The following is a 19,471-nucleotide window of genomic DNA, read 5'->3' on the forward strand; positions in this document are numbered from 1 at the left end:
TGTCATCTCAGCCTGAATAACTGCGCGATTTGTCATTGCGCATGGCGTTTTTCGCTCGGTTATGATAGCGGCTCGAATTCAAACCTTTACGGGTGACATCATGTTTCGTTCCATCAGGCATCAAGTGATGCTCTCGGGTGGCTGCCTCTTGCTGGCCACAGTACTCAGCGTGGTCGGGTACGGCTATCTCTCCCTCTCATCGACACAGGATCAGATCCAGCAGACCATCCGGGCTCAGGCTCGCGAGGAGACGGGACGTTGGCTCGAGGCTCTGGCCAGCCAGCAGGCGGGAGAGGTGGGACGGCGTTTTGAGCAGGCACTCGATACGGCCGCCACCCTAGCGGCCACGCTGGGTGGCAATACCCATCAGGCGCAGCCCATCACCCGGGCACAGGCGACCGCCCTGCTCAAGGATGTGGTCGAGCGCAATCCCGATTTTCTCAGCATCTACAGCGGTTGGGAGGCCGATGCGTTCGATGGTCAGGACGCGGCCTTCACCACAGAGGGGCATCATAGTCAGGCCAGCGGCAATTTTGCCCCTTACTGGAGCAAGACCCAACATGGCTACAACCTGGCGCCGCTCGGGGATTACTACAGCCAGACCCTGAGCCCGACCGGGATCCGCGCCTCCGAGTGGTATCTCTGCCCGATGGAGAGCAAGGCCGCCTGCGCCGTCGATCCTTCCGTCTACACGGTCGATGGTAAGCCGACACTGCTGACCTCCTTCGTGGTGCCTGTGCTGGAGCAGGGGCGTTACCTCGGTCTGGTGGGGGCCGATTATTCCCTCAACTATTTGCAGCAGCTGGCCGAGCGGCTGAGTCAGGCCCTCTATCAGGGGCAGGCCAGGGTCCGCATTCTGAGTCCCAAGGGGATAGTCGCGGCCGACTCTGCCAAGCCGGATCAGATCGGCAAGCGTCTCGACGAGGCGGGACTGATGGCGACCCTGAGCCAGGCCAAGGCGCAGCAATACGAGCACGACGGCCTGCTCGGGGTCTTTGCCCCCATCGAGATCAACCGGGTCACCCAGGCCTGGGGGATCGCCATCGAGATCCCCCTGCAGGCGCTGTTGGCCAACCACGTGAGCGCCGAAGAGGCGAGGGCCCAGCAGTTTGCCGATGGTCTGTGGATGCAGCTTCTGGTGGGGATCCTGATGGCTGTGCTGGGACTCCTGGGGCTGGCCTGGGCTGCCGGCTTCATCTCGCGTCCGGTCGATCAGACGGCCCGCATGGTAGCGCGCTTGTCGGCGGCGGGCGGGGATCTGACCCAGCGGCTCGATGTAAAACGGCGCGATGAGACCGGTAAGCTCGCCGAGGGGATCAACCGTTTCGTTCACTCGGTGCACGAGATCGTCAGCGACACCGCCGCGACCGTGCAGACCCTGCAGGAGCGCGCCTCGGGTGCCGCCGACCAGGCGCAGCAGAGTCTGGAAAATAGTCGGCGTCAGCTGCAAGAGATCGAAATGGTGGCCACCGCGGTGAACCAGATGGCGTCGACGGCGGACTCGGTATCGAGCCATGCCCAGCAGACGGCCGGTGCCGTGGAAGATACCCGTAAGGCCGTGCATCGGGGTCAAGAGGTGGTGGGCGCGGCGGCGGGCGGGATCCGCCACCTGACCGAGCAGTTTGCCGAGGTGGCGAGCCAGATCGCCTCCTTGCAGCAGCAAGGGGTGCAGATCGGCAGCATCCTGGATGTGATCCGTACCATCTCGGAGCAGACCAACCTGCTGGCGCTCAACGCCGCCATCGAGGCGGCCCGGGCCGGTGAGCACGGGCGTGGCTTCGCCGTGGTGGCCGATGAGGTGCGCGGGCTGGCCTCCAAGACCCAGGCGTCGACCAAGGAGATCCAGGCGATGATCGACCGGCTCAGAGAGACCACGGTCGAGGCCGTCGACACCATGGATGAAGGGCGCAGCCTGAGCGAGAAGGTGCTGAGGGATGCCGAGCAGGCCGAGCATGAGCTGGCACAGATAGTGGTCGCCGCCGATCGCATCGGCGATATGGCGACCCAGATCGCCAGCGCGTCGGAAGAGCAATCCCAGGTGACCGCGGAGATCAGCCGTAACGTGAGCAACATTCACGATGGGGCGGCGCGCTCGACGGCACTGGCTCGGGAGCAGGATGAGCAGGGGCGCACCATGGATACTCTGGCCGGAGACGTGATGAACAAGATGGCGCGTTTTCGCTATTAACTAACAAGGCAGGGTTTTCCCAACCAGAAGCGGCGCAAGCCGCTTCTCTTTTTGGTCAAAGTTTATAAAATACACGTCCCTTATGGAGCCGGCTTCGAGCGTGGCCATTCGGGTGACCAGGAGGGTTATGACAGGGCCAGGATGGCGATCCTCGTTTCATCATTCAGGTGCTTGCATGACCACCCACACCATGACCATTGGCAAGAAGCTCACGGCCGCCTTTGCCGTGCTCGGCCTCATAGTAGCCCTCATCGGGAGCTTCTCCCTCTATCAGTTTTCCTACATGAACGGGGCGGCGCTGCGCTTTACCGACAGCATTCTGCCCGCCGTTAACCGCTCCAACGCCATCGGCGAGAGTATCCGCGATCTGCGCCGCTATCAGCTCGGCCTCTTCCTGGTGCTCGATGATGCCGTACGGACCCGGGAATACAGCGCCGAAGCGGAGAAGTATCGTCAGCAGATCGAGCGCCAGCTGGCCGAGCACGACCAGACCATCTGGGCCACGGATCTGGAAGAGCGGCGCGTCTTCGATACGGTCAAGGCCGACTGGCAGCGCTACTCGGCCCTCTATGGCCGGGCGCAGCAGATGGTGGCGCAGCAGCCCCTGGCCGCCAAGGATCTCTTCCTCGATGAGGGGATCCCCCTGTTCCAGGCCTTGGGCGACTCGGTTGCCAAGTTGGTGCAGATCAACCATGGCTATGCCAAGGGGGCCCGTGCTGAGGTGATTGACGCCTATGACTCGGCGCACTGGAGCGTCACCGTGGCCCTCCTGGTGGCCCTGGCGCTGGTGGTGGTGCTCTCTGTCATCCTGACCCGTCAGATCCGCGATCCTCTGATCATGCTGGCCCGCCATACCCAACGCATCGCAACCGGTGAGCTGGGGCGTGGTGAGTTGCAGCTGTGGCTCAAGGAGGGGCGCTTCCAGCGCGACGAGCTGGGCCAGCTGGGCAATGCGGTGGATCGCATGCAGCACTCCCTGGCCGAGCTGGTGAGCGAGATTGCGGGCTCGGTGGCGCAGCTTAGCAGCGCCGTGGAGGAGGTGAGTGCCATCTCCACTCAGTCGGCCAAGGGCATGCAGCTGCAACAGGGAGAGATCTCCCAGGTGGCCACCGCCATGAACGAGATGCAGTCCACCGTCAATGAGGTGGCGCGCAACACGGCCGATGCCATGGCCTCGGCCAAGGGGGCCTCGCAGACCTCTCACAACGGCAACCGGGTCGTGCGCAGCGCCATCGAGAGTATCGAGGCGGTGTCGGATCGGATCGAGCAGGCGGGTGCCGTGGTGCTGCAGCTGGAGCAGGAGAGCGGCAACATCACCATGGTGCTGGACGTGATCCGCGATATCGCGGGGCAGACCAACCTGCTGGCACTCAATGCCGCCATTGAGGCGGCCAGAGCCGGCGAGCAGGGACGCGGCTTTGCCGTGGTGGCCGACGAGGTGCGCTCCCTGGCCCAGCGGACTCAGGACTCCACCGCCGAGATCGGCAAGATGATCGAGCTGCTGCAGAGCCGCGCCGCCGAAGCGGGCAGTGCCATGCAGAGCAGCCGGGAGCAGATGCAGGAGAGCGTGCAGTTGGCCCGGGATGCGGGTCAGAGTATCGACACCATTAACGGCTCAGTGGTGCAGATCACCGACATGAGTACCCTGATCGCGACCGCCACCGAAGAGCAAAACGCGGTTACCGAAGAGCTCAACCGCAGCATCGTCAGCATTCACAACGCCGCTGACGAGAATGCCCTGGGGGCGCAGCAAATTGCGCTGGCTTGTGGCGAGTTGAGCCGGCTGGCGACGTCACTGCATCACCTGGCCCAGCGCTTCACCCTCTGATGGCCACGAGGCCCCGTCCATGACGGGGCCTCGCTCGTTGTGGGGCTAGCTCAGGCCGGTTATCTCGCCTTGCTCGTCGATATCGATGTGGCGATAGGCCGGCAGGCTACCCAGACCCGGCATGGTCATCACAGGACCGCACAGGGCATAGACGAACCCGGCACCGGTACAGGCGGTGAGGGACTCCACCGGCAGGGTGAAGCCGCGCGGTGCCCCCTTGAGGGTGGGATCATGACTGATGGAGAGCGGGGTCTTGGCCATGCACAGGGGCAGGTGGTCGAGCCCCTCTGCCGAGAGGCGCTCGAGCTGGGCGCGGGCGGTGTCGCTCAGAGCCACGCCGGCCGCGCCATAGCCACACTCGGCCAGGGTGGCGAGCTTATCACGAAGTGACATCTCGCTCGGGTAGAGCAGGGTGGGGCTGGCCGGCCGTGCGGCGGCGTGCACCACGGCATCGGCCAGGGCCACGGCGCCTTGGCCACCCAAAGAGAAGGCGTCACTCAGGGCCACGCCGTCGGCACCGCTCTCGGTGACCCGTGCCATGAGCCAGTCGAGCTCGCTCTGCTCATCCTGCGGGAAGCGGTTGATGGCGACCACCACAGGTACCCCGTAGCGGCGGGCGTTCTGGATGTGCCATGCGAGATTGTCAAAGCCTTGTCGGAGCAGGGGCAGTGAGGGCTCGGTCAGCGCCGATGGCAGGGGCTGGCCCGGCGCGAGTCTGATGGCGCCACTGTTGGCCTTGATCCCGCGCAGGGTGGCAACCAGCACGATGCAAGAGGGGAAGAGGCCGCTCTGTCGCCCCTTGATGTTGAAAAACTTCTCCAGTCCCATGTCGGAGCCAAAACCGGCCTCGGTCACCGCATAGTCGCCGTGGCGCAGGGCAATCCGATCGGCGATGACCGAGGAGTTGCCATGGGCGATATTGGCAAAGGGGCCGGCGTGGACCAGTACCGGCGTCTGCTCCGTGGTCTGCATCAGGGTCGGGGCGAGGGCCTCCTTGAGCAGCACCGTCATGGCGCCGGCGACCTCGAGGTCCTCCGCCGTGATGGGATGCCCCTCCTCACTCAGGGCCAGGCGAATGCGCCCGATGCGGGATCGCAGATCGCCCAGACTCGAGGCCAGCGCCAGGACAGCCATCAGCTCGGAGGCGGCGGTGATGACAAAGCCCCCCTCCCGCTCCACCCCGTCGGCGGCCCCGCCCTGGCCGAGGGTGATGTGGCGCAGGGCTCTATCGTTGATGTCCATGGCCCTGGGCCAGAGGATCTGTCCTATGTTCAGGCGTGGCAGGCCGGTGCGCTCGGTGAAGGTCTCCCCGAGGCGCTGCTCGTGATAGAGGCGGGCATCGATGGCGGCGGCCGCAAGATTGTGGGCGGCCGTGACCGCATGAAAGTCGCCGGTCAGGTGCAGGTTCATCTCCTCCATCGGGACGACCTGGGCATGCCCGCCGCCGGCGGCCCCCCCCTTGACCCCGAAGACAGGCCCGAGACTCGGTTGCCTGATGCAGGCGATCGCCCTGTGACCCAGCCGATTGAGCCCCATGGAGAGGCCCAGGGTGGTGACCGTCTTCCCCTCGCCAAAGGGGGTCGGGGTGATGGCGCTGACCAGCACCAGCTTGCCCCTTTGCTCCCCTGCCGTCTGTAGCAGGGCGGGATCGAGCTTGGCCTTGTGGCGACCATAGGGGATGACGAAGTCGGGATGAATGCCGAGATGGCGAGCCAATTCGTCAGCGCACAGCCGGGAAGAGTGGCGAGAGATGAGGATATCGCTTAGCATCGAGCTCCTTAAAGGATCCATGATCCGGTGTGAAACGATTGCGAAGTTCGCGAAGAGTAGAGCGTAACGACTGAGAGTGCCATGACAAAAAACATATTATCCCGTGATGAAGGGGCGTTGACCACGGTCGTCGAGCTCGATCTCAATGCGCTCTACCATCCTGCCAAGGCCAGGCTGACGGCCTCGGGCATCTTCTCGGCCATGGCCCCTCTGTTTGGATTCGGGTGGGCGGCCCTGACCCAGGACCCCGAGAGCCGGTTGCGCGAAGAGCTCAGACGGCGGATCCGCAAGGAGCGCACCGACCTGGCCAACCTCACCCTGATCCTGCAACTGGCCGCCCTGTGCGACTGTCATCATCTGCGTATCAGCCTGCCGATGGAGCCCGATGCCGCGCTCTGTGAGGGGTTGTCGACCCGGTTACCGCACTGGCGGCTGACGGTGGACGACAAGGGGTTGACGGCCTGCCACACCCCCCCCGAGACCGCCTGAGCGAAGGCGCTCTTCATGACGCGCAAGTGTATGATCCGCCACCAAATAGGGGCATTGTTGTCGCCTTGGTCATAATCCCGCTCAATAGCGATTGAGTCAGATAATTCTTTCAGTTAAAAAAGGGATATTATCTGGAACCAGCCCGGCGATGCCGGGTTTGTTGTTCCTGCCATAGTGCGCAAAAGGAGGCTGACATTGCGCAATCAAGGTGTGGAGCGTTACTTCTTCGATCACTTTACTGCCGATGGGCCGCTCCAGGGACTCTGTTTTCTGCTGGTGACGCACCTGCTCCCGGATCGCCCCCGTTTCATCGAGGCGCTCTCTCGTATTGGCCGTGTCGGTGCCATCTTCCCCAAGCCCAAATCCATACATGCGCCTACCCTGGCCTGGGCCGAGGCGCACTATCCCGTCATGGGGCTGGATCGTCACTGGACTCAGGACGCCTGCGAGGTCGTGGCTCGTATCGATGCGCTGCTGGCCTCTGATGAGCGCCTCCTCATTCTCGATATCGGGGGCTATTTCGCCGGCGTGCTCTTGCCCCTGAAGGCCCATTTCGGTGAACGTTTCCTCGGCGTGGTGGAGATGACCGAGAATGGTCATCAGCGCTATGAAGAGGAGACGCTTGCCGTACCCGTTCTGTCGGTGGCGCGCAGCCCCCTCAAGCAGGCGGAAGACGTGCAGATTGGCCTGAGCGTCGTCTACTCTGCCGAGTCGCTGGCGCGCAGCCTCAACCGCACCTTCAACGCCTGCCAGGCCGCCCTGTTTGGCTATGGCAAGGTCGGCCACAGCATCGCGTTCGAGCTGCGTAGCCGCAATCTCTGGCTCGATCTGGTGGAGACCTGTCCACTGCGGCAGATGGAGGCGCTCTCCCACGGTTTTCATCTCACCGATAAGGGCACCGCCCTCGGTCGCGCCGAGCTCATCATCTGCTCGACGGGGAACGGCGTGCTGAGTCGCCAGGATCTGCTGACCTTGCGTGCGGGCGCCATGCTGGCCTCGGTCACCTCGGCCGATGACGAGTTTGCCTTTACCCTGGCCGAGCTGGGCTGGCCCAGTGAGGAGATTTGCCATCGGGTGTTGCAGCTGACGCGACCCGATGGCTCTGTCATCTATCTGCTCAACCGGGGCGAGGCGGTGAACTTTGTCCATGGTGCCGTGATAGGGGAGTATGTCTATCTGGTGCTGGCCGAGATCATCGAAGGGGCGCGGCAGCTGGCGCTGGGCCGGCTGGGGGCCGGGTTGCACGAGCTCTCTCCGACGGTGATGCGCGATATTGCCAGGTTGTGGCTGGCTGATTTTCATGGAGTCGGGGTATGAAACCGAGAATCGAGATACGCTATTGCACCCTCTGCCGCTGGATGCTGCGTGCTGCCTGGTTGGCGCAGGAGCTGCTCTCCACCTTCGATGCCGAGCTGGGCGAGGTGGCGCTGGTACCCGCCAACAAGGGAGAATTCCGGATCCTGGTGGACGGGGTGCAGGTGTGGGAGCGGGTCGCCGATGGCGGTTTTCCCGAGGCCAAGGAGATCAAGCAGAGGGTGCGCGATCTGATAGCGCCGGAGCGCGATCTGGGGCACAGCGATCGGCCCGGTTAGCCGCCTTCTTCTCACCCAAAGAGCGACACAGACTGTCGCTCTTTTCTTTTAAATGAATGAGTTATAAGCAAACAAGCCGTCATCTTGAACCCAGACTGTACCGGATCTCCGCCCAGCCTTGTCTCGCACTCCCCGGGGGATCACACTCGCCGCCCGTGACTGTTTACTGATTGGGAGAAGAGGCGTGTTAAAGGCAAAAAATGTGGCACTGGGTCTGTTGGCCGTGATGGGCATGTCAGGTTGTATGGGGCAGATGGGGCTCTCCAAGATGCTGACCGAGGTCAACCTCAAGACGGTCGATAACCGCTATGGTCGCGCCGGTGTCTATATGCTGCTGAGCCCCGTCTATGCCTTCACGGCGACCGCCGATCTCTTCGTCTTCAACACCGTCGAATTTTGGACCGGTAAAAACCCCATCACCCAGAAGGGACCCGCAGTAGTGGATACGCCCATCGGATCGGTGATCGAGGTCAATCCTCATCTGGGCAGTGAGCTGACCACAGTGCCTCTGGCCAGCCGCAGCCATGTTGAGAAGGTGGACTTGAGCTATCCGCAGCCCGATCGTGCCCGCATGGAGGTGCAATACCGAGACGGTCGCCGCGCCGTGATGGAAGGGGTGCGCCGTGAAAGCCATGTGGATCTCTACCTCGATGGGCGCAAGATGGCCTCACTCACCCAGGATGAGATGCAGCGCTACGCAGGCGAGATAGCGGCGCGGCAGGCCTGAGCACCGCGCCGATGCAACGGCTGTCTTGCTCTCTGCCCCCGCATCCGCGGGGGCGGCGCGAGGTGGGGCGTCGGCGCAAGGATGCCGTATCGGATCCTGGCTTAAGGGGAATGTGCACCATCTTGCAGAAGGGGACCGATGCATCGCGCGCGTTGATCTTGATGCCCGCGTCGATAAGGGTGAACCCCGCCCGTTGATAACAGGCCCGCGCCCGCCGATTGGCGGTGCGCACGTGCAGCGTTATGGGTATCGGCCCGAGCGCACCGCGAACCTCGGCGATGGCCTGGTCGATGGCGGTCCGTCGTAGTACGGCTGCACCGCTCGAACCCGTCGAGGCTTCTCACCCTTCCTCTCGGGCTCAGGGCCAGAAACGAACAAGGGCCCACCTGAGTGGACCCTTGCAAAATTGGCGGTGAGGGAAGGATGATTCGCCGCCAGGGCGGCTCACGCCTTCGGGGCGTCCTTCGGACGTTCGTCGCAGCAAGGCTGCTCCGCTCGAACCCGTCGAGGCTTCTCACCCTCCCTCTCGGGCCCAGGGCCAGAAACGAACAAGGGCCCACCTGAGTAGACCCTTGCAAATTTGGCGGTGAGGGAGGGATTCGAACCCTCGATACGTTGCCGTATACACACTTTCCAGGCGTGCTCCTTCAGCCACTCGGACACCTCACCAAATTTTGTCAGCGTAATGTTTGCTGGCTGTGCGGAGCACGCTCTGCGTGCTTTGCATGTCGACATCATCGACGGGCAGCCACTCGGACATTTCACCAAATTGTCGATTGTTTTTCGTGTGGTCAATCACCACTGCGGTTCACCGCTTAAAGCTGGCGGTGAGGGAGGGATTCGAACCCTCGATACGTTGCCGTATACACACTTTCCAGGCGTGCTCCTTCAGCCACTCGGACACCTCACCGCAAATTGTCGATGGTGGATTAACGTGGCCCATCACCACCGCGCCAGCCTTATCGCTGGAACGGGGCGTAATCTAGGGGAAAGCCGGTGTGGGGTCAACCTTTTTTCCCCTTAATTTTCATGTTCTTCACCGTTTGCACAGGGGTTAGACAAAGGGCGTGCACTTTCTCGCCTTATGGCTGATCCAGCACCACCAGATCGTCCGAGAGCTCGTTGCGATCATGGGTCGGAGGGAAGGCATCGGCCAGGACTTCTCCGGTGCGGCGCACGCACTCCACAAAGCCATCCTCCACCTTGCCACGGCGTACTTCGGCCACAAATTCGTCGATGATCTCTTGCCATACCTGATTGTCGATATGTTGGGCGACCCCGTCGTCCACCAGGATCTCGACATAGTGCTCGGCCACCGAGACGAAGATCAGCACCCCGAGGCGCTCCTGAGTGCGGTGCAGCCCCTGCTCGATAAATTGCAGCCTGGCCATCAGAGAGGCGCGATGGCGCTTCACCGAGGCTGGCGTCAGCCGCATCTTGATCGGGGTCCACTGGAACAGCAGGGTGAGCAGCAGCCAGACCGCCCACTGGACCATCAGGATCTCGTGCCAGGCCATCCAAAAGCCCAGTTCGTGCACCAGCAGGGGGGTGAGCATGGCCAGCAGTGCCGCCCAGAGGGTGGGGATGAAGCGATAGCCATCGCTGGCCGGCGCCAGTACGGTGACCAGCTCGGCGTCGGTGGCCTGCTCGACCTTTTTCACCCGGGCGTTGAGAGTGTGAATAAATTGCTTGGATAACATTGCCGCGTTCCTCGAATTACCAACCACCGGAGGCGCCGCCGCCACCGAAACTACCACCGCCGCCGCGAAAGCCGCCTCCGCCAAATCCGCCGGAGAGGCCGCTGCCGCCGCCAATATAGATGCCACGCCGGCCACCGCGACCACCCCGGCCGCCGCGAAACGCCTGCAACAGGATCATGATGATCACCATGATGACGAACAGCCAGAAGCTGTTATCCTGCTTCTCATCGTCCTGGGCCTGATAGTGGCCGGTCAGGGCCTGCTCGATGGCCGTTACCCCGGCATCGATGCCAGCCGGCATATCCCCCTGGCGAAACAGGGGCAGGATCCGGGTCTGAATGATGTTCGATGCAATGGCATCGGGCAGATCCCCTTCGAGGCCATAGCCCACCTCAATGCGCACCTTGCGATCGCTTGGTGCGATGATCAGCAGCAGGCCGTTGTTTGTGCCCTTCTGGCCTATGCCCCAGTGCCGGCCCAGCTGATAACCGAGATCCTCAATGGGGTAGCCTTGCAGGGAGGGAAGAGTGACCACCACCAGCTGTATGGTGCTCTGGCGCTCGAACTGGGCGAGTCGGTGGCTCAGGCTCTGACGCTGGCCGGGATCCAGCAGATGCGCCTCATCGACCACCCGACCACTCAGGGCCGGGAAGTCGGGGGCTGCATGCAGGTTGAAGGTGAAAAGGAGTAGCAGCAGGAGCCGCCAAGGTCGGGGAACCGCGCTCATTGGAAGCTCACCTTGGGAGCCTCGTCGCTACCCGGTTTGGCGCTAAAGTTGGGCTTGGCGTCAAGATCCGAATAGAGCAGCTTGGACCAGATCACCCCGGGGAAGGTGCGAATTTCGGTGTTGAAACGGCGCACCGACTCGATATAGTCGCGCCGTGCCACGCTGATGCGGTTCTCGGTGCCCTCGAGTTGGGCCTGCAGGGTCATAAACTGCCGATCTGCCTTGAGCTCGGGGTAACGCTCGACCACGACCATGAGGCGAGAGAGAGCACTGGTGAGCTGGTTTTGGGCCTGCTCGAAAGCCTGGAACTGGGCCGGGTCGTTCACTTGCACGCTACCGACCCGGGCACGAGCGTCGGTGACCGCCTTGAGGGTCTCCTGCTCATGCTTGGCGTAGCCCTGCACGGTCGCGACCAGGTTGGGGATCAGATCGGCGCGGCGCTGGTATTGGTTCTCTACCTGGGCCCAGCTCGCCTTGACCTGCTCATCAAGCTCGGGAATGGTGTTGACGCCACAGCCGGTGAGCATCAAGAGCAGTGGCAGCAGGGCCATCATCCGTTGCAGACGGCGCCGTAACGTGCGCTCTATCATCTTGTTCTCCTTAATGATTTGAATCTTACCACCATATCAGGTTGGCATGGCCTTGAACATCATCCACAGCGTGCGGGCAGGCGCGGGCTGGGCCGCTCTCGCGAGACCTTGGGCAACTGGGGCTTGTCTTTGAGCCAGGCGGCCAGCTCCTCGCCGCAGCCATTGCCGGGCGGGATCTGCGCCTGATTGACGCACTCCGGGCTCCCCGCCGGGCAGCGCAGGCGCACATGAAAGTGGCTGAAGTGGCCCACCCAGGGGCGCAGCTTGCCTACCCAGGGGGCGTCAGGGGCGCGGCGGCACACCTCGGCCTTGATGGCCGGGTTGATAAAGATGCGCTCGACTTGAGGGGCTTGGGCCGCCAGGCGCAGCAGGGTTAACTGCTGCTGACCAAAGCGGCCCGGTAGCAGGCGGTAGCTGGGCTCGTCGATGAGGGGCCACTCACGGGGCGCATCGCGCTCGGCGGCACCGATCGGCCGGTTGCTCATCCGAAACCAGATATCGGCGTCGAGACCGGTCTGGTGGCTGCTGTGTCCGCTGCGAAACGGTCCGCCGTGGGCCATGGCCAGATCTGCGATATACAGGTTGGGCAGTCCGGCCTGACGGGTCTGGCGCGCCAGCCGCTCCAGGTAGTCGATAAGGTCGGGATGGCCATAGTAGCGCAGCCGCTTGGCGCGGATCACCTGGTAGCCTGGGCCCGAGAGCGGGAGCGCCTCAGCCCCCTTCAGGCAGCCGGCGGCATAGCTGCCAATGGCCTCGGCCTGCAGGGTGGCGGCGAGTAGTAAAGCGGTGAGCATGAGACCCGTTCCTCGCAGGGAAAATGATGAAAACACTGGCGCTGAGCATATCAATAAACTATCCGGACGGGCACGCCCTTGTCAGCGGCCTTGCCTGTGGCCACAATGAGCTCCTGCTACAGGAGCCCCCATGTCTTTACTCACCGTTACCGAATTGAGCCGGCGCCCCGCCACGACTCTGCTGATGCCGCCGGCACTGCGCTATCGTCTCGTCATCTCGCTGCTGCTCGCCCTTGCCGTCGTCGCAGCCCTCTGGGGCGCGAGTGGGTGGGGGGCCATGGATGCCGCCCGTTGGGCTGCGCTGGTGTTGGGCGCCCTGGTGGCCCTGATGCTACTGCTCCCCCGCAGCTGGCAGCCCTGGCGCCTGGCCGAGCTGGCGTGGGACGAGGGGCACCTCTATCTGCTCTGCCCCAGCCGGGACAAGGCGCAGGCGCTCCCCCGCACCACACTCCATGCCCTGAGTCTGGAGCGTCAGGTGGGCCATCAAGGGGAGTGGCTGGGCTTTGCCCTGGATCTCGCCCTCGACGAGCGTCAGCTGGATGAGGCCCTGGGCTTGCTTCAGCTTGCTCGGGAGCAGGCCTATGAGGTGAGCCCGGGTGTCTATCGCTTCGCTTTTCGCCGGGCTTGGCACAGCCAGGCGGCGTTGAGACGCAGGCTGCAACCCCTGCAGGAAGGCTGACTAATTTCTCGACAATTCAGTATAAAGACCGGATACTGCCCAAGGAGTGACTTGCCTGTTTTGCTGCGGTTTGGCTGTGACAGGGAAGGCCGGGGGAGTCCCGGCAAACAGCCCGGGGGGTTGTGCCCTTACCGTCGGGTGGTGAATGCACAGTGAAGGCACCTGAATCGAGAGTGGATGGCATGAAGATTTATGTAGGAAATCTGTCGTACCGGATGACCAATGACGAGCTGGAACGGATTTTTTCTCAGTTTGGTCAGGTCGAGAAGGCTGACATCATCATGGATCGTGAAACCGGCAAGTCCAAAGGTTTCGGGTTTATCGAGATGCCGGTTGGAAGCGAAGCCGAGGCGGCGATCAAGGGGTTGCATGGCACCGAAGTGGGTGGCCGTACCCTGACCGTTAACCAGGCCAAGCCCAAGACGGATGCTCCGCGCCGTCCACCGCGCTCACCGCGCCACTAAGACCAGAGAAGGCACCCTAGGGTGCCTTCTTCATTTTGGGCTTCGTCTGGCATGCTTGAGCGCCATCCATCCACGCTCAAGGCACGTCGACACCGAGCGCCGCCTTGCGGATGCGGAACCACTGCTGGCGTGAGAGGCTGATCTCGGTGGCGCGGGCCGCCTGGGCGATGCGCTCGCGTTTGCCCGAACCGATGATGGGCAGCGGCCTTGAGGGGAGCATCAGCACCCAGGCGTAGACCAGCTGCTCAATGCTTTCACTACCCACCTCGGCGGCAATGGTCTCGAGCTCCTGGCGCAGTGGCGCATACTCCGGGGCGTGGAAGAGGCGCCCGCCGCCAAGACAGGACCAGGCCATCGGGCGTATGCCCAACTGTTGGCACTGATCCAGGGTACCGTCCAGGGTCGCACTCTGGTTGAGCGGGGAGATCTCCACCTGGTTGGTCACCAGGGGGAAGGGGAGGCGCGACTGGAGCAGAGCAAATTGACTCGGGGTGAAGTTGGAGACCCCGGCATGGCGGATTTTTCCCGCCTCGTTGAGGCACACGAAGGCCTCGGCCACCTCGTCGGCGTCCATCAGGGGATCGGGGCGGTGGATGAGCAGCAGATCCAGGCTGTCCACGGCGAGGTTGCTCAGGGAGCGCTCGGCGCTGGCGATGATGTGTTCGCGGCTGGTGTTGTAGTGGTTGAGCCGGTGAGCCGGGTTGGCGGTCAGGGCGATACCGCACTTGCTCACCACCTCCATGCGATCGCGCAGGGAGGGCTCGAGGCGCAGGGCGGCGCCGAAGGCCGCCTCACATTGATACCCCCCATAGATGTCGGCGTGGTCAATGGTGGTGATGCCGAGATCGAGGTGAAACTTGACAAGATCGAGCAGCCCGGCCGGGGTGAGCTGCCACTCCATCAGGCGCCAGTAGCCCATGATGAGGCGGGAGAAGTCGGGCCCTTGCGGGTGCAAAGAGAGGCGTTGCATGGTCAAAGCTCCGTGATGAGAAGTCCCCCATCTTGGCCAAGGGGGGTGGCCGTGGCAAGATGAGGGTCCGTTTCAATTCGAACCATGGTACGAAGATGTCCGGATTCGCCGAACGCCTGACCCAGCTCATCGGGGAGGGCAGTGTCAGCGCTTTCGCCCGTAAGGTGGGCCTCTCCGAGGCCTTGCTGCGCAAATACCTCAAGGGGGCCGAGCCGAGCCTGGCCAAGGCCAACCAGATCGCCATGGGGGCCAACTGCTCGTTGGAGTGGCTTGCCACCGGTTGCGGTTACCTCTACCGTCAGGCCGAGGTGGTCGACCGTGAGGCCCTGCAAGGGGCCCTCTCCCTCGTTGCCGAGCAGGCGCCCCTGCCGGCGGTCGACCCCGAGCAGCTGGTCAGGCTACTCGCTTATTACCAGTTTCTGCGTACCCACAAGAAGGGCGACGGCTTTCTCGATCTGGCCATGGCGCGCGAGTTTGGCCGTCGCCTGGGCGACGCTTAAGCTTTCGCATCATAGCTTGGCGAAGTAGTCGATAAGGCGGACGAACTTGTCGCGGCTGTAGCTCTTCCCCTCTTCGAGCAGGCCTGTGTTGACCGACTCGAGCAGGTTGCCCTGTTTGTCCAGCACATAGAAGTGGGGCACCCCCTGAAACTCGGGGTAGTGACTGAGGAATGCCTTGTTCTTGTTCTCGTCGCTCACGTTGACCTTGACCACCACGAAGGTGTCGGTGAAGGCCTTGCCGAGGGAGGCATCGGCGTCGAGGAAGCGGTTCATCTCCTTGCACCAGCTGCACCATTGGCCGCCGACAAACAGCAGGATCTTCTTCTTTTCCACCGCCGCCCTGAGACGGGCCGAGGCGAGATCGTCGAGGGGGTTGCGGGCGGGGTCGTACTCCTGGCTATAACCGGGTTGCCCCTCTGCCCAGCCGGAGGCGAGGGTGGGAAGGGGGAGCAGGGCGCAAGCCAGTAGCAGCGCGAAGAGGCGTATCATCGTCACATCCTTGTCGTTGAGAGAGGGGGGTCAGGCTAACGGGGCGGCGCACAAACAACAACCCCCGCCTGGGCGGGGGTTGTTGTTCATCAGTAGGACTGCTGGTGCACGTCGAGCACGGCGCGGCCCGATGGGTCGGCCATCTCCTTGAACTTGGCATCCCACTCCAGCGCGGTCGGGGTGGAGCAGGCGACCGACTTGCCGTAGGGTACGGTGCGGGCGGCGGACTCCAGCGGGAAGTGCTCCTCGAAGATGGCGCGGTAGTAGTAGGCCTCCTTGGTCAGCGGGGTGTTGACCGGGAAGCGATAGGCCGCGGCCTCGAACATCTGATCCGTCACCTCTTTTTCCACCATAGCTTTGAGGCTGTCGATCCACGAATAGCCTACGCCATCGGAGAACTGCTCCTTCTGGCGCCACGCTACTTCATGCGGCAGCAGATCCTCGAACGCTTCGCGCAGGATGTGTTTCTCGATCTTGCCCTTGCCGCACATCTTATCGGCGGGGTTGAGGCGCATCGCCACGTCCATGAACTCCTTGTCGAGGAAGGGCACGCGACCCTCGACACCCCAGGCGGCCATGGACTTGTTGGCCCGCAGGCAGTCATAGAGGTGCAAAGAGGCGAGCTTGCGCACCGTCTCCTCGTGGAACTCTCGGGCGTTGGGCGCCTTGTGGAAGTAGAGGTAGCCGCCAAACAGCTCGTCGGAGCCCTCGCCCGAGAGCACCATCTTGATCCCCATCGCCTTGATGTAGCGGGCCATCAGGTACATCGGCGTGGAGGCGCGGATGGTAGTGACGTCATAGGTCTCGAGGTGATAGATGACGTCCCGCAGGGCATCGAGGCCTTCCTGCACCGTGAAGTGGATCTGGTGGTGGATGGTGCCGAGGTGATCGGCGACCTTCTGGGCCGCGGTCAGATCCGGCGAGCCTTCCAGGCCGACGGCAAACGAGTGCAGCTGCGGCCACCAGGCCTCGCTCTTGCCATCGTCCTCGATGCGGCGCGCCGCATAGAGCTTGGTGATGGCGGAGATGACGGAGGAATCCAGCCCGCCGGAGAGCAGCACGCCGTAGGGCACGTCGCACATCAGCTGGCGCTTGACCGCCGCTTCCAGGGCGGCTTTGAGCTCGGCCTTGTCGCTGACGTTGTGCTCGACCGCGCCGTACTCCATCCAGTCGCGTTGGTACCAAGTTTTAAGCTCGCCATCCTTGCTCCACAGGTAGTGTCCCGGCGGGAAGGTTTCGACGCTCTTGCAGACCGGTACCAGCGCCTTCATCTCGGAGGCGACGTAGAAGTTGCCGTGCTCGTCGCGGCCGGTGTAGAGGGGGATGATCCCCATGTGGTCGCGACCAATCAGGTAGGCATCCTGCTCGGCGTCATAGAGGATGAAGGCGAAGATGCCGTTGAGATCGTCCAAAAAGGCGGGGCCCTTCTCCTTGTAGAGGGCCAGCAGCACCTCGCAGTCGGAGTGGGTCTGGAACTGGAAGTCGACCTTGAGGTTCTTCTCCAGCTCCTTGTGGTTGTAAATCTCGCCGTTGACGGCCAGCACATGGGTGCGCTCGGGATTGTACAGGGGTTGGGCGCCGTTGCCCGGATCGACGATGGCCAGGCGCTCGTGCACCAGAATGGCTTTGTCGGTGCTGTAGACGCCGGACCAGTCGGGCCCGCGGTGGCGCAATCGCTTGGACATCTCCAGCGCCGATTTGCGCAGGGCGGCCGCGTCAGACTTGATGTCCAGAATACCGAAGATGGAGCACATCGATGTAAATCCTCTTTATTTTTGTTGGGCCCCCCACGTTTGGGCCCGAAAGTCCGTTTACATTCCTCGCCTTTCACAATGCCAGAGCGCCGCCCGTTTGCAAACAGAAAAGCCGGAGAATCTCCGGCTTCTGCTGTGGTTATTTATGCATCCTTCAAGGCTGCTCTCTAGGCTCGAAGATGACGTAGATCTTGCGGCAGGTCTCGAGGGTCTCCCAGGTGCCGCGAAACCCGGCCGGGATGACGAACTGATCCCCGGCAACCAGGGTCATGCTGTTGCCCTCCTGATCCGAGAGACGCACCCTACCCTCGATCAGGTGGCAAAATTCGTGCTCGGTGTAGCGTACCTCCCATGCCCCCGGCTCTCCCTGCCAAACACCGGCGTGAAACTGGGCGCTCGGATCCGAGTAGTGGTTCCACAGCAACTGCTTGGGATCGCCGGCGATGAGGCGCTCCTTGGCCGGGTAGAGGGGATTGGGGGTGATGGACTCGGAGAAGAGCACGAGGTCGGTGATGAGAGGGGAAGACATGAAACCTCCTTGGCAGCGAATGAAGGGGGCATCATGCCCCCGTTTAGTATTCTAATCGCCTTAGACCTTAGCCACCTTGTCGTCGCTTGCCAAGGGGTCATGCTGCTCGAAGGGGCGCAGCTCACGCATCACATGACGGGCGAAACCACTGCCCGCCTCGTTATAGACGTTGAATACCGCATCGATCCCTTGCTCGAGCAGGGACGGAATGTCGTCCTCGAAGCGGACGATGGCGGCGATCCGTCCCTTGAAGTTGTGGCTGTGCAGTTTGTCGATGGCATAGAGGTTACCCGAGTGGTGCGGCATGGCGAGCAGCACCAGAGAGACCTGGTTGGAGAGCAATACCTTGTCCCAGAAGTCGGTATCGGTGGCATCCCCTTCAATGACGTTAAAGCCGCGCTCGCGTAAGGTCGGCAGCTTGCTGTTGTCATTCTCGACACCGAGCACCACTGGGCCATGGCGCCGCTCCAGCTCGGCATAGGCCCCCTGGCCGATGCGCCCCATACCGAGCACGATCACCTGGGCATCACCCAACTCGATGGGTCTGTCTTCCGGGTGCAGCATGCTGGTCTGCCAGCGCCGCAGGCGGTCACCATAGCGATGGTAGAGGCGCTCCCCGAGGCCATTGAGGGGGGCCGAGACCATGAAGCTGGCGGCCAGCACGAGGGAGATGGCGACCAGCCACTCGGTGGGCAACCAGCCTGCCTTGGTGGCGATAGCGCCCACGATAAGCCCGAACTCGGAGAAGTTGGAGAGGGCCAGGGTGGAGAGCAGGGCGGTGCGCACCCGCAGGCGGGCACTGCAGTAGACCACGTAGTAGAGCAGGCTCTTGAGCGGTAGAACCAGCAGCAGTATGGCCGCCATCAGCAGGGTATCCGAGGTGGGGAGCCCGTGCAGACCGATGGAGACGAAGAAGCAGACCAGGAAGAGATCTTTGAGGTTGAAGAGCGACTTGGCTAGGCCGCTGGCGGACGGGTGGCTGGCCAGCAGCATCCCCATGACCAGGGCGCCGAGATCGGGTTTGAGCCCCACCAGTTCGAAGCCACCGGCGCCGACCACCAGGGCGAGGAAGATCCCCATCAGCAGTTGCAGCTCGCCGTGACCGGCACGCTCGAGCAGCAAGAAGAGCAGAGGACGCAGCAGCGGAAGCGCCAGTACCCAGAGCGCCCACAGACTCGGCAGCTTACCGCTCGATGCGGTGAGGAAGGCCACCGCAAAGAGGTCTTGCAGCACCAGCACGCCGATGGCGAGGCGGCCGTAAAGGGCATTCATATCGCTGCGCTCCTCGAGCACCTTGACCGCGAAGACGGTACTCGAGAAGGAGAGGGCAAAGGCGAGCAGCATGGCCAGCTGCCAGTTTAGTCCCTCGGCAAGGGGGACGCCGAGCCCCTTGCAGGCGAGCAGGACCAGGGTGAAGAGCAGGGACGAGAGCAGCATGTGCAGGCTGGTGGTGCCCCACACCTCCCGCTTGAGCAGGGTCTTGACCTCCAGCTTGAGGCCAATGGTGAAGAGCAGCAGGGTCACCCCGAGGTCGGCCAGGGTGATCAGCGTCTCACTGTGGGAGAACCCCATCCCCTTGAGGGCGAAGCCGGCCGCCAGATAGCCGAGCAGGGGAGGGAGTCTGAGCAGATTGGCCAGCATGCCGCAGCCAAAGGCCACGGCGATGATCATCAAGTCCATG

At 63.0% G+C, this 19,471-nt stretch carries 19 protein-coding genes, 2 tRNA genes and 1 other RNA gene; 9 read left to right on the forward strand and 13 right to left on the reverse strand.

The annotated features are described in order from the left end of the window. Window positions 1-100 precede the first annotated feature (100 nt). Window positions 101-2,188: a methyl-accepting chemotaxis protein gene (locus BN1121_RS18125; RefSeq protein ID WP_043158087.1), complete on the forward strand. Its 2,088-nt coding sequence runs from the start codon at window positions 101-103 to the stop codon at window positions 2,186-2,188. Between the two features lie 175 nt (window positions 2,189-2,363). Beyond that, window positions 2,364-4,016 (forward strand): methyl-accepting chemotaxis protein, encoded by a 1,653-nt coding sequence (locus BN1121_RS18130; RefSeq protein ID WP_005359443.1) that lies wholly within the window; start codon window positions 2,364-2,366, stop codon window positions 4,014-4,016. 45 nt (window positions 4,017-4,061) lie between these two features. On the opposite strand, the gene BN1121_RS18135 is transcribed toward BN1121_RS18130, so the two are convergent. Continuing rightward, window positions 4,062-5,786 (reverse strand): formate--tetrahydrofolate ligase, encoded by a 1,725-nt coding sequence (locus tag BN1121_RS18135; RefSeq protein WP_043598175.1) that lies wholly within the window; start codon window positions 5,784-5,786, stop codon window positions 4,062-4,064. 81 nt (window positions 5,787-5,867) lie between these two features. Here BN1121_RS18135 and BN1121_RS18140 point away from each other — a divergent pair, with 81 nt between their 5' ends. From BN1121_RS18140 to BN1121_RS18155, 4 genes are all read left to right on the forward strand, one after another. Beyond that, window positions 5,868-6,275: a hypothetical protein gene (locus BN1121_RS18140; RefSeq protein ID WP_043598177.1), complete on the forward strand. Its 408-nt coding sequence runs from the start codon at window positions 5,868-5,870 to the stop codon at window positions 6,273-6,275. 195 nt (window positions 6,276-6,470) lie between these two features. Continuing rightward, window positions 6,471-7,592 carry an adenosylhomocysteinase gene (locus BN1121_RS18145; protein ID WP_005359449.1) on the forward strand — a complete coding sequence of 374 codons (1,122 nt, stop codon included), beginning with the start codon at window positions 6,471-6,473 and terminating at the stop codon, window positions 7,590-7,592. Beyond that, window positions 7,589-7,867 carry an Rdx family protein gene (locus BN1121_RS18150; protein WP_005359455.1) on the forward strand — a complete coding sequence of 93 codons (279 nt, stop codon included), beginning with the start codon at window positions 7,589-7,591 and terminating at the stop codon, window positions 7,865-7,867. The genes BN1121_RS18145 and BN1121_RS18150 overlap by 4 nt, the downstream gene beginning before the upstream one ends. A gap of 184 nt (window positions 7,868-8,051) precedes the next feature. After that, a complete protein-coding gene (locus BN1121_RS18155; protein WP_043158089.1) occupies window positions 8,052-8,594 on the forward strand; it encodes a DUF3332 domain-containing protein in 543 nt (180 codons plus the stop codon). A 407-nt stretch (window positions 8,595-9,001) separates the two neighbouring features. On the opposite strand, the gene BN1121_RS19610 is transcribed toward BN1121_RS18155, so the two are convergent. The 7 genes from BN1121_RS19610 to mepA form a co-directional block, all read right to left on the reverse strand. After that, a non-coding RNA gene (locus BN1121_RS19610) (RtT sRNA) lies at window positions 9,002-9,132 on the reverse strand. 43 nt (window positions 9,133-9,175) lie between these two features. Continuing rightward, a tRNA-Ser gene (locus tag BN1121_RS18160) sits at window positions 9,176-9,263 on the reverse strand. A 153-nt stretch (window positions 9,264-9,416) separates the two neighbouring features. Further along, window positions 9,417-9,504 (reverse strand) — tRNA-Ser (locus BN1121_RS18165). Between the two features lie 172 nt (window positions 9,505-9,676). Continuing rightward, window positions 9,677-10,294, reverse strand: coding sequence for a TPM domain-containing protein (locus BN1121_RS18170; RefSeq protein WP_005360625.1), 618 nt, complete (start codon window positions 10,292-10,294; stop codon window positions 9,677-9,679). 16 nt (window positions 10,295-10,310) lie between these two features. Beyond that, window positions 10,311-11,021, reverse strand: a complete 711-nt coding sequence (locus tag BN1121_RS18175; protein WP_005360624.1) for a TPM domain-containing protein — start codon at window positions 11,019-11,021, stop codon at window positions 10,311-10,313. Next, entirely contained in the window at window positions 11,018-11,611 is a 594-nt protein-coding gene (locus tag BN1121_RS18180) for a LemA family protein (RefSeq protein ID WP_005360622.1), read from the reverse strand. Before BN1121_RS18180 ends, BN1121_RS18175 begins: the two co-directional genes overlap by 4 nt. A gap of 59 nt (window positions 11,612-11,670) precedes the next feature. Further along, a complete protein-coding gene (gene mepA, locus BN1121_RS18185) occupies window positions 11,671-12,405 on the reverse strand; it encodes a penicillin-insensitive murein endopeptidase (protein ID WP_005360620.1) in 735 nt (244 codons plus the stop codon). A gap of 130 nt (window positions 12,406-12,535) precedes the next feature. Between mepA and BN1121_RS18190 the strand changes: the two genes are divergently transcribed. Both BN1121_RS18190 and rbp read left to right on the forward strand, forming a co-directional pair. Beyond that, a complete protein-coding gene (locus BN1121_RS18190; RefSeq protein WP_005360618.1) occupies window positions 12,536-13,084 on the forward strand; it encodes a hypothetical protein in 549 nt (182 codons plus the stop codon). A gap of 182 nt (window positions 13,085-13,266) precedes the next feature. Further along, complete coding sequence (gene rbp / locus BN1121_RS18195; RefSeq protein WP_081606482.1) at window positions 13,267-13,548, forward strand: RNA-binding regulator; 282 nt, start codon at window positions 13,267-13,269, stop codon at window positions 13,546-13,548. A gap of 76 nt (window positions 13,549-13,624) precedes the next feature. Here the strand turns inward: rbp and BN1121_RS18200 are convergent, their stop codons facing one another. After that, a complete protein-coding gene (locus BN1121_RS18200) occupies window positions 13,625-14,524 on the reverse strand; it encodes an aldo/keto reductase (RefSeq protein WP_081606481.1) in 900 nt (299 codons plus the stop codon). A gap of 89 nt (window positions 14,525-14,613) precedes the next feature. Between BN1121_RS18200 and BN1121_RS18205 the strand changes: the two genes are divergently transcribed. Beyond that, window positions 14,614-15,018: a helix-turn-helix domain-containing protein gene (locus BN1121_RS18205; protein WP_005360611.1), complete on the forward strand. Its 405-nt coding sequence runs from the start codon at window positions 14,614-14,616 to the stop codon at window positions 15,016-15,018. 9 nt (window positions 15,019-15,027) lie between these two features. Here BN1121_RS18205 and BN1121_RS18210 read toward each other — a convergent pair whose 3' ends face one another. The 4 genes from BN1121_RS18210 to BN1121_RS18225 form a co-directional block, all read right to left on the reverse strand. Further along, the gene (locus BN1121_RS18210; RefSeq protein ID WP_005360610.1) at window positions 15,028-15,507 is read right to left on the reverse strand and encodes a thioredoxin family protein; all 480 of its coding nucleotides are present in this window, start codon (window positions 15,505-15,507) and stop codon (window positions 15,028-15,030) included. An 89-nt stretch (window positions 15,508-15,596) separates the two neighbouring features. Further along, entirely contained in the window at window positions 15,597-17,261 is a 1,665-nt protein-coding gene (asnB, locus tag BN1121_RS18215) for an asparagine synthase B (protein ID WP_005360609.1), read from the reverse strand. Window positions 17,262-17,415: 154 nt separating this feature from the next. Further along, window positions 17,416-17,790, reverse strand: a complete 375-nt coding sequence (locus tag BN1121_RS18220; RefSeq protein ID WP_005360608.1) for a cupin domain-containing protein — start codon at window positions 17,788-17,790, stop codon at window positions 17,416-17,418. Between the two features lie 60 nt (window positions 17,791-17,850). Continuing rightward, the gene (locus BN1121_RS18225; RefSeq protein WP_005360607.1) at window positions 17,851-19,470 is read right to left on the reverse strand and encodes a cation:proton antiporter domain-containing protein; all 1,620 of its coding nucleotides are present in this window, start codon (window positions 19,468-19,470) and stop codon (window positions 17,851-17,853) included. Window position 19,471: the final 1 nt, after the last annotated feature.

It is taken from the genome of Aeromonas diversa CDC 2478-85, from assembly GCF_000819805.1.
In the GTDB taxonomy this organism is placed as follows: domain Bacteria; phylum Pseudomonadota; class Gammaproteobacteria; order Enterobacterales; family Aeromonadaceae; genus Aeromonas; species Aeromonas diversa.